Origin of the sequence: Pseudomonas zeae, assembly GCF_014268485.2 — a bacterium.
GTDB lineage: Bacteria > Pseudomonadota > Gammaproteobacteria > Pseudomonadales > Pseudomonadaceae > Aquipseudomonas > Aquipseudomonas neuropathica.
In genome coordinates this window covers 3590061-3603059 of record NZ_CP077090.1, presented here as the reverse complement: position 1 = coordinate 3603059, position 12999 = coordinate 3590061, and the positions used below count along the sequence as shown (strand labels likewise).

The window sequence follows — 12999 nt, the reverse complement described above, 5'->3', positions numbered from 1 at the left end:
GAAGGCCAGACGTTAGCGGTTCAACTGTGCGACAGCCGCCGCTGGGGCAGGTTCACCTTTGGCCGGCATGTCCGGGTTTTCCATGACCTGAAGAATAGAAGCTTCCGGGTCGAAATCGTCTTCTTCCAGCTCAATGAATTCTTCCGGCAGGAAGATGTTCAGCACGATAGCGCACAACGCGCCGACTGTGATCGGTGATTCGAAGATGTTGCGCAGCGCTTGCGGCAGTTCGCGCAACACTTCCGGCACCGCCGCGATGCCCAGGCCCATGCCCAGCGAAATCGCCACGATCAGCATGTTGCGCCGATGCAGGCCGGCTTCGGCGAGGATCTTGATCCCGGCCACCGCCACAGTGCCGAACATCACCAGTTCGGCGCCGCCGAGTACCGGTTTCGGCATCAGTTGCAAGACTGCGCCGATCATCGGGAACAGTCCCAGCAGCACCAGCAAACCGGCAATGAAGAAGGCCACGTAACGGCTGGCCACGCCGGTGAGCTGAATCACGCCGTTGTTCTGCGCGAAGGTTACCATTGGCATGCTGTTGAACACGGCGGCCATGGCCGAGTTGAGGCCGTCGGCGAGCAGGCCGGACTTGATCCGCCGGATGTACAGTGGGCCTTTGACCGGTTGCCGGGAAATCATCGAGTTGGCGGTCAGGTCACCCGCAGCCTCCAGCGGCGACACGAGGAAAATCACCGCCACTGGCACGAACGCCACCCAGTCGAAGTTGAAACCGTACTTGAACGGCACTGGCACGCTGACCAGCGGCACCTCTGGCATCGCGGCGAAATCCACGGTGCCCATCAGCCATGCGACTACGTAGCCAAGGGTCAGGCCGATAACGATCGCGCCCAAGCGCAGAAACGGCACGTCGACGCGGTTCAACACGACGATGGTGCCGATCACCAGCGCCGCCAGAAACACATGGCTGGCTGCACCCAGATCCGGCGCGCCGAAACCGCCGGCAATGTCGGTCATCGCCACTTTGATCAGCGACAGCCCCATCAGCGTGATGATGGTGCCGGTGACCACCGGGGTGATCAGCATGCGCAGTTTGCCGATGAACTGGCTCAGCACCACCTCAATGAACGCGGCAAAAAAGCACACGCCGAAGATCGTCGAGAGGATTTCATCGGTGCCGCCACCGCGCGCCTTGACCATGAAACCGGCGCTGAGAATCACGCTGATAAAGGAAAAACTGGTGCCTTGCAGGCACAACAATCCCGAACCGACCGGGCCGAAGCGCTTGGCCTGGACGAACGTGCCGAGGCCAGAGACGAACAGCGCCATGCTGATCAGGTAGGGGATTTCACTTTGCAGACCGAGGGCGCCGCCCATGATTAACGTCGGGGTGATGATGCCGACGAAGCTGGCCAGCACGTGTTGCAGCGCGGCAAACACGGTAGCAGTCAGGTGCGGGCGATCGTTGAGGCCGTAAATCAGGTCGTTGTTGCGCGGGGCTTTTTCAGAGGCGGTCATGGTGTTTTGCGCGCCGCGAGGCGGGGCCGGGTCAGAAAATGGAGGCGCAGAATGCCGGAAGAGGGCGGTAAGGGCAACGAGCAATAACTGCCTGAAAGGTCAGGTTTTACGGGTCGCTACGGCAAACGCCCGTGTAGGAGCTGTCGAGTGAAACGAGGCTGCGATCTTTTAAGATCAAAAGATCGTCCGATCGCGGCCCGAGCCTGCGGCAGCTCCTACGCGAGATTGAATGCGCCCAGTAAATCCTCTTCAAAAGCTTTTTGCGCATCCCCCGGCACCTGCGCCCGATGCCGGGCCAGATGAAAGGCGACTTCGAAACTCAACTCGCCCTCACGGATCGGCTTCAGTAGGCCCTTCGCTTGCCAGCTCCGCGCATAGTGATCCGGCAGATACCCCACGTGTTTACCCGACAAAATGAAGGTCAGCGTGCCTTCCACCTGCTCCGAGCGCGCCGAGCAGACCTTGCCCTGAAACGGCTCGTCACTGCGAAAAAACCGATAGGGGTGATCGACCCGGTCGCAGGCCTGCAACGCGGCATCGCTGGGCGCGTCATCAGTGAACAAGGGATGGCCGGCAGCGCAGTACAAATGCTGGGTTTCGCTGAACAACTGGCGATAGTCGAAGGCACTTTGCACCTGCGAAAAATAGCCGATCGCCAAGTCCAACCGCTGTTGCAACAGCAGCCGCTCCATTTCGCCGGGCATGGCGCTGATCAGTTCGATGCGCACCGACTCATCACGCTCGCGAAAACGCCGGATTGCCGCCGCCACCCGTTGCAGCACCGACTGATCGACCGACTCGGAAATCCCCAGGCGCACTTCGCCGATCAAGCGCCCGGCGACGCCGTTGGATTGATGACGAAAGGCTTCGATCGATTCAAACAGGCTGCGCACCGCGGTCAGTAACTGCTCGCCCTTGGGCGTGACACTGAAACCGCCCTTGCCACGGCTGCACAGACGATAGCCGAGGCGAGTTTCGAGTTTGGCCATTTGCTGGCTGATGCTCGACTGGCTCAGGCCCAGATCACCCTGGGCTGCACTGAAACCACCGCACTCGACCACCCGCACAAACAGGCGCAACAGCTGCAAGTCCACGTCGTGGAGTTGACCCAACATCACATTACTCCGGGGTAAAGTCAGGATAATTATTCGGCTATTTTTCTAATGTATCCGACGGCGCATCCTGCAACCACTTCCTCCGGTCAGGTGTTCGTCATGGCTCCCGTGTTCAAGCTGTGTTTCCCCGCGCTTTTGTTGTCGGTGGCTGTTCAGGCTCAGGCCGAGGACAAGACACTCAATCTTTACAGCTGGGCCGATTACGTACCGCCGCCAACCCTGCAACGGTTTGAGCAGGAGACTGGCATTCATGTGCGCTACGACACCTTCGATACTTCCGAGGTGCTGGAAACCAAGTTGCTCACCGGCGGCAGTGGTTACGACGTAGTGGTGCCGTCGTCCAGCGTTCTGGCGCGGGGACTCGCGGCCGGCGCGTTGAAGGAAATCCCTCACGAGGGACTTAAGGGTTACACCAATCTTGATCCGGATTTGCTGGAGAAAATGGCCGCTGTCGACCCCGGCAATCGCTATGGCGTGCCGTACACCTGGGGCACGCTGGGCCTGGGCATGAACGTCGAGGCCGTGAAGCAGCGGCTGCCTGATGTGCCGCTGAACAGCCTCGATCTGTTGTTCAAACCGGAGAACGCCAGCAAGCTCAAAGACTGCGGCATCGCGATCCTCGATTCGCCGCAGGAAGTTATCGGTCTGGCCCTGCATTATCTGGGCAAGGATCCCTACAGCACCGACAAAAACGACCTGGCCGCCGCCGAGGCGTTGTTGCAGAAACTCCAGCCGTCGGTGCTCTATGTCGCCAGCGGCCGGCAGATCAATGACCTGGCCAGCGGCAACGTGTGCCTCGCGCTGACTTACAACGGCGACGCGAGCATGGCCGCTGATCAGGCGCACAAGGCCAATAAACCGTACGAAGTGGCCTACCGCATTCCTAAGGAAGGCACGCTGGTGTGGCAGGACAATCTGGCCATTCCCAAAGACGCGCCGCACCCCGAAGCCGCGCGGGCGTTCATCGAGTTCATGCTGCGCCCCGATTCCGTGGCCGAACTGACCAACACACTGTTTTTTGCCACCGCCAACCAGGCCGCCACGCCGTTGGTGGATGAGGCCGTGCGTAACGATCCCGACATCTATCCGCCGAGCGAAGTTCGCGCGCGGCTGTATGCCGATCGCAGCATGAGCCTCAAAGACATGCGTCAGCGCACGCGTCTGTGGACCACTTTCCGTAGTCATCAATAACAACAGGAGCCCCACGATGGATGTGCCCATGCAAAACGATCAGGCCATGACTCGCGACAGCCTCTATGGCACCGCCGCCGAAAGTACTTACGCCGGCATTACCAGTTTCATGCGTCGGCGCTACAGCCGTGACTTGCGCGGCGTCGATGTCGCGGTCAGCGGCGTGCCGTTCGACACCGCCACCAGTAACCGTCCCGGCGCCCGCTTCGGACCACGCGGGATTCGCGCCGCTTCCACCGGAATTGCCTGGGAACGCCACTGGCCGTGGACGTTTGACCCGTTCGATCATCTGGCGGTCATCGATTATGGCGACTGCGATTTCGATTTCGGCGCGCCACACAGCATTCCGCAAAGCATCGAAGCTCACGCCGAGCGCATTCTCAACGCTGGCAGCGCGATGCTGACATTTGGCGGTGACCACTTCATCAGCTACCCGCTGCTCAAGGCTCACGCGCGCAAACATGGGACGTTGTCGCTGATTCACTTCGATGCGCACAGCGACACCTGGCCGGACGAAGAGGGCAAGCGGGTCGATCATGGCACGATGTTCTGGCACGCCGCTCGGGAAGGGCTGGTGGATCCGGCAAGCTCGGTGCAGATCGGCTTGCGCACCACCAATGACGATCACATGGGGTTTCAGGTACTCGATGCGCGGCAGGTGCATCGACGTGGTTGCGACGCCATTGTCGAAGCGATCCGCGCGCGGGTTGGCGATAACCCGGTGTACCTGACGTTCGATATTGATTGCCTCGATCCGGCGTTTGCACCTGGCACCGGCACGCCGGTGTGCGGCGGCTTGAGCACCGCGCAAGCGCTGGAGATTCTTGGCGGTTTACGCGGCATCAATCTGGTCGGGATGGATGTGGTGGAAGTCGCCCCGGCTTACGATCACGCCGACGTCACCTCACTGGCCGCTGCCACACTGGCGATGGAAATGCTCTGCCTCTACGCCGCCCGCCACAAGGTTGATATTTAACCCGCACACCATAACCCCTGTGGGAGCGAGCCTGCTCGCGAAGGCGTCAGCTCAACCAACATCTTTGTTGACTGACCCGCCGCTTTCGCGAGCAGGCTCGCTCCCACATTTTCAGCCAAGGCTCCTGCCAGTTTCTGACACCAGCCTCTGCTAAGCTCGAACATCTTTGCCCTCCAGAGCCTGCCCAACGTGTCGCGTACCACTCGTCTTTTGACTTTGCTGCAAGTGCTGCGCGGCAAGAAGCGCCCGGTGACGGCGGCGACCCTGGCTGCCGAGCTGGAAGTGTCCGAGCGCACGCTTTATCGCGATATCGCGGAACTGACCGCCCTCGGCGCGCCGATCCATGGCGAGGCGGGGATTGGTTATGTGTTGCGCAGCGGCCTCTTTCTGCCGCCGCTGATGCTCAATGCCGACGAAACCGAAGCCATCGTCCTCGGTTTGCGTTACGTCGATCAGCGCGGTGACGAAGTTCTCGGCAAAGCCGCGGCGGATGCGCTGGCGAAAATTGCTGCCGTGCTCGATCCGCAGGCTCAGGAAGCGCTGCGCAATCCCACCGTGATGGCGGGCCCGCCGGGTTATGGTTTTCCGCAAAACGCCGTGCCGTTGAACGTGTTTCGCCATGCCATCCGCGACCAGGCCAAACTGCACATCGATTACGCCGACGCGCAACAGGTGCCCAGCCAGCGGTTGATCTGGCCCTTGGCGCTGGGCTTCCTCAATGAGGTGCGAATCATCGTTGCGTGGTGCGAGTTGCGCAGCGCCTATCGTACGTTTCGTACCGACCGCATCAGCGCAGCCAGCCGCCAGGGCGAGGGTTATCCGGGACGGCGCAGCGATCTGTTGCGCACATGGCGCGAGCAGATGCAACTGGATGAAAGCGGACGTTTCACTCCTGACAAAAACTGACGCAACGCTGTTTTAGGATGGGCGCAGAACCAAACAAAAAGGAGCTGCAACCATGTCTCATCCCGTCTCTGCACTGGCCCCGGCGATTGCTGCGTATATCGATGCGGCCAACGCACGCGATACTTCCAGGGTCGCCAGTTTTTTTGCCGAGGATGCCAACGTGTTCGACGAGGGCCAACATCAGGTCGGCCCGCAAGCCATCGCGCAATGGATGCACGACACCGGGCAACGCTATCAGCCACGGGTCGAAGTGCTGGACGTGCAGCAGCGCACCGGCAAAGTGCTGGTAAACGGGCTGATTTCCGGAACTTTCCCCGGCAGCCCGGCGCAGCTGCGCTACACGTTTCGCTTGAACGAGCAGGGGAAAATCGCCCGACTGGATATTTCCCTGTAACCATCGTGGCATACTGCCGCGCATGACTTTCGACTCTCCTCTCAGCGCCTGGCAACACGCCGTGCAACACAAGGGCTTCATCCAGGATGAAGCCCAGGAACACGCGGTCTGGGCGTTGCAAAAATGCCATGAAGCGCTGCACGCCGGGGCCGCTTCGGTCAGCGGCGTTTATTTGTGGGGGGCGGTCGGGCGCGGTAAGACCTGGCTGATGGATCAGTTCTATCAGAGCCTGCGGGTGCCGGCGCGACGCCAACACTTTCATCACTTCATGGGCTGGGTCCATCAGCGTTCATTCCAGTTGACCGGGATTGCCGATCCGTTGCGTGCGCTGGCCAGGGAGCTGGCAGCCGAGGTGCGGGTGCTGTGTTTCGATGAGTTGTTCGTCAACGACATCGGTGACGCGATCATTCTTGGTCGGTTGTTTCAGGTGATGTTCGACGAAGGCGTGGTGATCGTCTGTACGTCCAATCTGCCGCCGGATGATCTTTACGCCGATGGCTTCAATCGCGACCGGTTTGTGCCGGCGATTGCCGCGATCAAGGCGCATATGCAGGTGGTTGCAGTGAATGGCGCCGAGGATCATCGCTTGCATCCGGGGGCAGGTCTGCAACGCTACTTTGTCGCCACGTCTGCGGTGAGTGCGCTAGAGGAAGTCTTTCAGGCATTGACCGCCGGGCAACGGGCCAGCGTCGAACCGGTGGCGGTCGGGCATCGCCAATTGAACGTGGTGCAGGCCAGTGAAACGGTGTTGTGGTGCCGCTACGCCGATCTCTGCGAGCAACCGTTCGCCGCCATGGATTTCATCGCGCTGTGCGACCGCTACACGGCTATTCTGTTGAGCGAAGTACCCAATCTCAGTGCGCAGAAACGCGAAGGGCGGATCGCGCGCGGCACTGAAGACGCCGCGCAGCGGGTAGTTGCGGGCGACCGTGAGTTGCCGCAATTGTCGGTTCACGACGACGGCGTGCGGCGTTTCATTGCGCTGGTCGACGAGTGCTACGACCGTAAGGTGCCGCTGTACATCGAAGCGCAAGTACCCATGGATGCGCTGTACACCGAGGGTTATCTGGAATTTCCGTTCCGCCGCACCCTCAGTCGCTTGCAGGAGATGCAGCTGCAGCGTTTTGCCGAAGCTTGAATGGAAGAGGGCGCCGACATGAGCCAAGCGTTATCCCATCATTTGCTGACCATGGCTTACCAGAATGCCTGGGCCAATCATCGCCTGGCCAAGGCCTGGACGCAGCTGAGTACGACGGATCTGGCGGCGCCTCGGGTGAGTTTTTTTCCGAGCATTCGTCTGACCCTCAATCACATCCTCACCTGCGACTGGTTCTACGTCGATGCACTGGAGCGTGAGTTGCGCGGAGCTGAACCGCACTCCGATTGCTACGTGTTTTTCAACGTGGACGAGCCGTTTGCCGACGGCCCGCAACTGCGCGAAGAGCAGGCCCACGTTGATCGACGTCTGATCGCCTATTGCGAGCAACTGCGCGATGCCGATCTTACCCGCATCGTCACCATCGCCCGTGATACGCCGCAGCACGACAGCCGTTTGCGCATGCTTTCGCACCTGTTCGAGCATCAGCTTCATCACCGGGGGCAGGTGCATGCGATGCTCAGCGATACCGTGGTGAAACCGCCGCAACTGGATGAGTTTTTCTGCGTCGGCGAGAGCAGTCTACGCGCCGAGGACTTTGCCGAACTGGGCTGGACCGAAGAGTTGATCTGGGGGCACTGACGGGTAAACAGCAAAAGTCTTTTGCATTTGTCGGTTGCCCGCCCGATCACCCCCGCGCTAATGTCAGGCAGCCTTTCAGTACGCACTTTGCGCGCCGGGGCTTTTGTGTTCGGGGATGGAAATGGATTCCGCAGAAATTCTTGTACTTCAGGCCAGCTACAGCAATCCAACGCACGCCGAGGCCATCGGTATCGTGCTCAACCACTATGCAGAAGACCCGATGGGCGGCGGTCATTCGCTCGACCCTGAGCTGCTGCGTCGGCTGCCCGAAGAACTGGCCCGGCGCCCGCATGCGTTCAGTGTGCTGGCCTTTGTCGGTGGTGAACCGGCGGGGCTGGTGAACTGCTTTGAAGGGTTTTCCACGTTTGCCTGCAAGCCGCTGGTCAACGTCCATGACGTGGCGGTGGTGGGCCGCTTTCGCGGTCTCGGCCTGAGCCAGAAGATGCTGCAGAAAGTCGAGGAAATTTCTCGCCAGCGCGGTTGCTGCAAAATCACCCTCGAAGTGCTGGAAGGCAACGCCGTGGCGCAGAATGCCTACAGCAAGTTCGGCTTTGCGCCGGGCATGTTCGACCCGGATCACGGGCGCATGCAGTTCTGGATCAAGAGTTTGCAGGCCTAGAAGCCCCTCACCCTAACCCTCCCGAAACGTCGGACCGCCCAGAGGGAGAGGGGACTGACCGAGGTGTTTTGGCGAGATACGCCGACCTGAAACATCAAGCCGAACTCAGGTTTTGAAAAGCACACAAAACAGCTCCTGTGTCTTGGCAGAGGGGACTGACCGCGGTGTTTGGGCGAGATACGCCGACCTGAGACATCGAGCCGAACTCAGGTTTTGAAAAGCACACAAAACAGCTCCTGTGTTTTGGGAGAGGGGACTGACCGAGGTGTTCAGGCAAAGTACGCCGACCTGAGACATCAAGCCGAACTCAGGTTTTGAAAAGCACACAAAACAGCTCCCTTTCCCCCTCGCCCCTTTGGGGAGAGGGCTGGGGTGAGGGGGTTGGATCTTGCTGACCCAACCCCATCTGCGAACTCGCGACAGCATAAGGTCGAACACCCCGCTCATTGCCCATAAAAAAGGCGCCCCAATCAGGGCGCCAAACTGTCTTCTTCCAGGCCAGAGCGGAGCCACGGAAGGTCCATCGGTTGCTCGGTCAATCTCAGTCGCGATACGACTCGGTCACTTGCGCCGTCTGATCGGCGGGAACGCGAATCTCTTTCCCGTTGGCGTCGCTCTTCTGCTCGCTCTGGGCCTGGTGAACCGGGAAATTGTCGTAGTAATAACGCATACGCTCAGCGCCGCCCTCGGCAAAAACGCTGGCAGAACCCAGGGCAAACAGCCCGGCAAGGATTGCGGTGGTGATTTTCATGGTGCCTCCTACTGAACAAGTGGGAGCCGTTCGTCCATGAAGCAGATCTCGGAAGAGAGTCTGGGAGGCCTGAATTAACGCGGGGTTAACGCCCCTTCAGTGCAGGTTTTGCAGCATGTTGCGAGGCGATATCTGAGAGATGCGGCGCACATCAAACGAAGGTGCGCCGCGCCCGAAGAACGGGGATCAGAGCTTCCAGTCAAGACTCAGACCCGCAAGCGAATCTGTCGCCCCAGCACATCCATCACGTCACAACCATCGCGGAGCAACATCGCCGCCGCATGGGCCAGTTGCTGCACATCGGCACCCTTGGCGGACGAGATATCCAGACTGGCCAGACTTTCCATCATCTGCGTTGCCGCCAGAAAGCGACTGGCCGCGCTGCTGTGCAAGACATCCAGCGGTGCTTCGGTGGAGATCAGTAAAACCGGAATGCTGTCCTCGTTGTGGGTCATCGAAATGTGCGCACTCATGCTTCACCTCCGGCCTGCGCGGCGTGCAGACCGGCGACGGAGGCCAGTACCAGTGCGCGGGCGGTGGCTAGCATTTGCTGACTGGCCCAGTGCAGAGAGCCACTGTGTTCCGGGCGGGTGGCGGTCGGGGCTTGATGGGCGAGGGCTTCGGCGCAGTTGAGGTAAACGGTGGCGTGTTCGAGGGCGTCGAGGAGGGGGATATCGGGTTGGACGGTGAAGAGGTGGTGGGCGACGTGGTCGCAGGGGGCGAAGGGGGTGGATATCGTGGTTGGATCGGTCATCGGTGTAGCTCCTTAGTCATCAGGAGTTGCCACCAGATCGCCGTCAAACGAATGGGTGGCAACTGTGCGCAGGTTGACGGACCGGTCTAAGGTACCCGGCGCACTCGAAAGTGCCCCGCACACAGTCACCATTTAGCTTTGTTTCGAGCACGCGAGCGCGCTAGCAAAGTTGGAGAACAATGCACACCTTAAAAACCGCCGAGCCGTCAAACCCGATCACGAATGAGTCGTGACAGGCGCGAGGATAGGGAGTGAGGGCAGGGCAGTCAACCGCTGCAATCTGCCGGCGTTTGGCGGGATTCTTTGTAGGGGCAAGGCTACGCGCTTTGACAATCTGTCAGTTCCCTCCGCCAAAAAGAGATCGCAGCCTGCAGCAGTTCCTACTGAATCGCTTAGGAGTTACTGAAGACTGCGATCTTCGATCAGAAATGCAGATAACGTGGTCTGGCCCCGTTTAATTCTGGCGACGGAGGCCAGTAACAACGCGCGGGCGGTGGCTAGCATTTGCTGACTGGCCCAGTGCAGTGAGGCGCAGTGCTCGGGGCGGGTGGCGGTGGGGGCTTGGTGGGCGAGGGCTTCGGCGCAGTTGAGGTAAACGGAGGCGTGTTCGAGGGCGTCGAGAAGGGGGATGTCGGGTTGGAGTCCGACGAGTGGGAGGGGAGTGTGGGCTGGATTTTAAAATTCGCGGGGGCTTTCACAATAGTGCATTTTTAATCGGCTCTAGTCGTGTGAAAACTCGTTGAAAAAGATTGAATTAAACAAGCGGCGCTCTGGACACGAGCACCGCTTGTTAGACTTGCGGGACGATTGCCAATGTTAATTACTGTTATCTACTTCCCTCTTTAAAACGCCGGGCTTTAAGTGCCAAACCTCTTGAGACAGGGCTGGCCAGATAGGATACCTGGCCCCGCAAACGGTCTTGGACGGCACTGCTGTCGCCGCCGAATCTCGGGTCGCCCCATGTGACCACGCGGCCATCGGCAGTCAATGCAATGAAGCTGGCGTGACCGCTATAAAGAGCTTGCACCTTAACGAGTTGATCAGCCAAGGGGGAGACGTCGCCGCCGTAATTGGCGTTACCCCAAGCGACGACTGTGCCGTTCTTACGCAAGGCTGCGAACGCCAAACTGGAACCGCATACCTGAACAATATCGTCCATTAGTGCAATCTCGGGTGGGATTTTCCCACCGTTCAATTCACTACCCCAAGCCATCACACGGCCGTTGGTCCTACGTGCGGCAAATGCATTTGCCGTCGAACTCACTTCAACAATATCTTTCAGTTCGGCAATAACTGGATCAATGGTTCCTCCGAAACTTTCGCGTCCCCAAGCGACGAGCTGACCAGTGATACGTTTGGCGGTGAACGCCTTGGCACTGGAAGCGCTCAGCTCAATGACGTCGGTCAAGTCGGCTATGGCCTGAGGTAGTTCACCACCATTACTTTCGATACTCCAACTGACGAGTTGACCGTGGTTTCGGAGGCCTGCGAAGTCCACATTGTTACCGAGCAGCGTGGTGATGTCAGTCAGATCGCCGATTTCGGGAGGCATGCCGCCTCCTGGTTGAGTTCTCCCCCAAGCCACCACCTTTCCGTTGGCCCGCAGCGCAGCGAAGTTCCAAGTATTAGAGAACACTCTAACGATATCGGTCAGCGCACTGATCGGTGCAGGAAGCGTCCCTCCAAAATCTTCGCTACCCCAAGTGGTGATAGCTCCGGTGCCCTTTAGCCCGGCAAATGCAGCAAGGTTACCGATAACCTCAGTGAAACCAAACGGGTTGGTGTTACCCATGTCACCACCCCCACCTCCACCCCATGCCAATACTTCGCCATCGGCACGACGGATGGCAAAGTCTGCGTTAGTAGTGCTGACTCCAACGATGTCCTTCAGGAGAGCAATATGCGGAGGAATATTGGCACCTGATTCTGCTTTGCCCCAGCCCACCAGATCTCCTTCATCTCGCTGAGCCAAGATGGCGCTTCCATTGGCTGTGATATTGACCGGATTGAGGGTTAACTGAGCATCAGCGGTGCGGACATGCAAAGGCTCGTTCGGAGAATCGTCGCTCCAGGTACTAGCGGTTTTCCAGTCAATATCCGAGGAGTATTTCCACTCGGCCTCTATAGGTTGATCGGTATCGGAAAAGGCGCTCAAGATCCGTGTGGTGCCAAATGCTTCGTACCTGTTGTGGTTTAGGCGAGCACCCAAGACTTTCAGTTTGTCTTTCACAACTACTTTACGCACATCATAAACCGTCGGATCCGACGGCCCGTCAGTGCCCCCTGCCTTACGGTCAACCTTGTAACTCAGCGCAATCTCCCCACCGTCCTCCGCTTCGATCCGCGCATGCGGAATTTTGATCGAAGTCAGTTCTTTGCCCGCTTCGGCCCATAAAACTTTGTGCGAGTGGGTAGTGGTTGTTTTGCCTTCCACGGTGACGGTAATTTCATCATCTTCCTTCAACAGCGCAGTGGCGGCGATGACTACCGTGGCGCCGTTAGGGTAGATATCGTCGGGGTTCAGTTGATCCTTTTGTGCGCCAGTCGCCTCGCTGAATGTGGCGACGGGGAGTTTAAACTCCACCACCCCGATCCGCAGTTTCAACTCCCGCGAATACCCCAACGTTTCTCCCCCCCGCTCAATCCTGTAATCCGCCACCACCGTTCCGTCGCGGTTGGCTGTGACGTACTGTTTCTGCACGGTCATCCGCACCGGCTTGCCAGCAGTGGCGGGGATCAGGTCGATATGGTCACTGAAGCTGCCGCCGCTGGCCGAGCCTTTCCAGTTGAAGTAAAACCGGTCTTTGTCCTGGGTATCGGTGTGGGTCAAGACCAAGGTTGCGCCGGAGGGCGGCACGTTGTCCGGATCCAGCACGTTGTTGTCGTCTGCTTCTACGACTTCCGGGCGATCAAAGGTTGGCTTCGCCACGCCGACCTGCATGATGAACGACAGCGATTCGCGCACGCTCAGCAGGGTGGTTTCGCTGTTGGTGACGACGTAGTAGACCTTGACGCTCAAACCATCGAAACGCTGAATTTCGGTTTTGCTTACGTTGCGCAGAACGGGCTCGCCTTC

At 59.2% G+C, this 12999-nt stretch carries 13 protein-coding genes and 1 pseudogene; 7 read left to right on the top strand and 7 right to left on the bottom strand.

Features of this window, described 5'->3' with window-relative positions; translation table 11 throughout:
• Positions 1–12: 12 nt before the first annotated feature.
• Positions 13–1479: a nucleobase:cation symporter-2 family protein gene (locus tag HU754_RS15745; RefSeq protein ID WP_186625561.1), complete on the bottom strand. Its 1467-nt coding sequence runs from the start codon at positions 1477–1479 to the stop codon at positions 13–15.
• A gap of 215 nt (positions 1480–1694) precedes the next feature.
• On the bottom strand, positions 1695–2594 hold the full coding sequence (locus HU754_RS15740; RefSeq protein WP_186625559.1) for a LysR family transcriptional regulator: 900 nt from the start codon (positions 2592–2594) through the stop codon (positions 1695–1697).
• Positions 2595–2693: 99 nt separating this feature from the next.
• Between HU754_RS15740 and HU754_RS15735 the strand changes: the two genes are divergently transcribed.
• The 7 genes from HU754_RS15735 to HU754_RS15705 all read left to right on the top strand — a co-directional run bounded on the left by HU754_RS15735 (position 2694) and on the right by HU754_RS15705 (position 8418).
• Positions 2694–3785, top strand: a complete 1092-nt coding sequence (locus HU754_RS15735) for a polyamine ABC transporter substrate-binding protein (RefSeq protein ID WP_186625551.1) — start codon at positions 2694–2696, stop codon at positions 3783–3785.
• A gap of 16 nt (positions 3786–3801) precedes the next feature.
• On the top strand, positions 3802–4761 hold the full coding sequence (speB, locus tag HU754_RS15730; protein WP_186625549.1) for an agmatinase: 960 nt from the start codon (positions 3802–3804) through the stop codon (positions 4759–4761).
• Positions 4762–4950: 189 nt separating this feature from the next.
• The gene (locus tag HU754_RS15725; protein WP_116256222.1) at positions 4951–5667 is read left to right on the top strand and encodes a helix-turn-helix transcriptional regulator; all 717 of its coding nucleotides are present in this window, start codon (positions 4951–4953) and stop codon (positions 5665–5667) included.
• 52 nt (positions 5668–5719) lie between these two features.
• On the top strand, positions 5720–6061 hold the full coding sequence (locus HU754_RS15720) for a nuclear transport factor 2 family protein (RefSeq protein WP_099759073.1): 342 nt from the start codon (positions 5720–5722) through the stop codon (positions 6059–6061).
• 22 nt (positions 6062–6083) lie between these two features.
• Positions 6084–7199 carry a cell division protein ZapE gene (zapE, locus tag HU754_RS15715; RefSeq protein ID WP_186625547.1) on the top strand — a complete coding sequence of 372 codons (1116 nt, stop codon included), beginning with the start codon at positions 6084–6086 and terminating at the stop codon, positions 7197–7199.
• Positions 7200–7217: 18 nt separating this feature from the next.
• Positions 7218–7799 carry a DinB family protein gene (locus HU754_RS15710; RefSeq protein ID WP_186625545.1) on the top strand — a complete coding sequence of 194 codons (582 nt, stop codon included), beginning with the start codon at positions 7218–7220 and terminating at the stop codon, positions 7797–7799.
• A 121-nt stretch (positions 7800–7920) separates the two neighbouring features.
• The gene (locus HU754_RS15705; protein WP_095048851.1) at positions 7921–8418 is read left to right on the top strand and encodes a GNAT family N-acetyltransferase; all 498 of its coding nucleotides are present in this window, start codon (positions 7921–7923) and stop codon (positions 8416–8418) included.
• A gap of 541 nt (positions 8419–8959) precedes the next feature.
• Here the strand turns inward: HU754_RS15705 and HU754_RS15700 are convergent.
• From HU754_RS15700 to HU754_RS29460, 5 genes and pseudogenes are all read right to left on the bottom strand, one after another.
• Entirely contained in the window at positions 8960–9169 is a 210-nt protein-coding gene (locus HU754_RS15700; RefSeq protein WP_186625530.1) for a hypothetical protein, read from the bottom strand.
• Positions 9170–9375: 206 nt separating this feature from the next.
• Entirely contained in the window at positions 9376–9642 is a 267-nt protein-coding gene (locus tag HU754_RS15695; RefSeq protein ID WP_186625528.1) for a short-chain dehydrogenase, read from the bottom strand.
• Positions 9639–9923, bottom strand: coding sequence for a DUF3077 domain-containing protein (locus tag HU754_RS15690; RefSeq protein ID WP_186625526.1), 285 nt, complete (start codon positions 9921–9923; stop codon positions 9639–9641). The genes HU754_RS15695 and HU754_RS15690 overlap by 4 nt, the downstream gene beginning before the upstream one ends.
• Before the next feature lie 399 nt (positions 9924–10322).
• Positions 10323–10565, bottom strand: a pseudogene (locus HU754_RS15685) (DUF3077 domain-containing protein); the annotation flags it as partial.
• A gap of 184 nt (positions 10566–10749) precedes the next feature.
• Positions 10750–12942: an RCC1 domain-containing protein gene (locus tag HU754_RS29460; protein ID WP_225919911.1), complete on the bottom strand. Its 2193-nt coding sequence runs from the start codon at positions 12940–12942 to the stop codon at positions 10750–10752.
• Positions 12943–12999 lie beyond the last annotated feature (57 nt).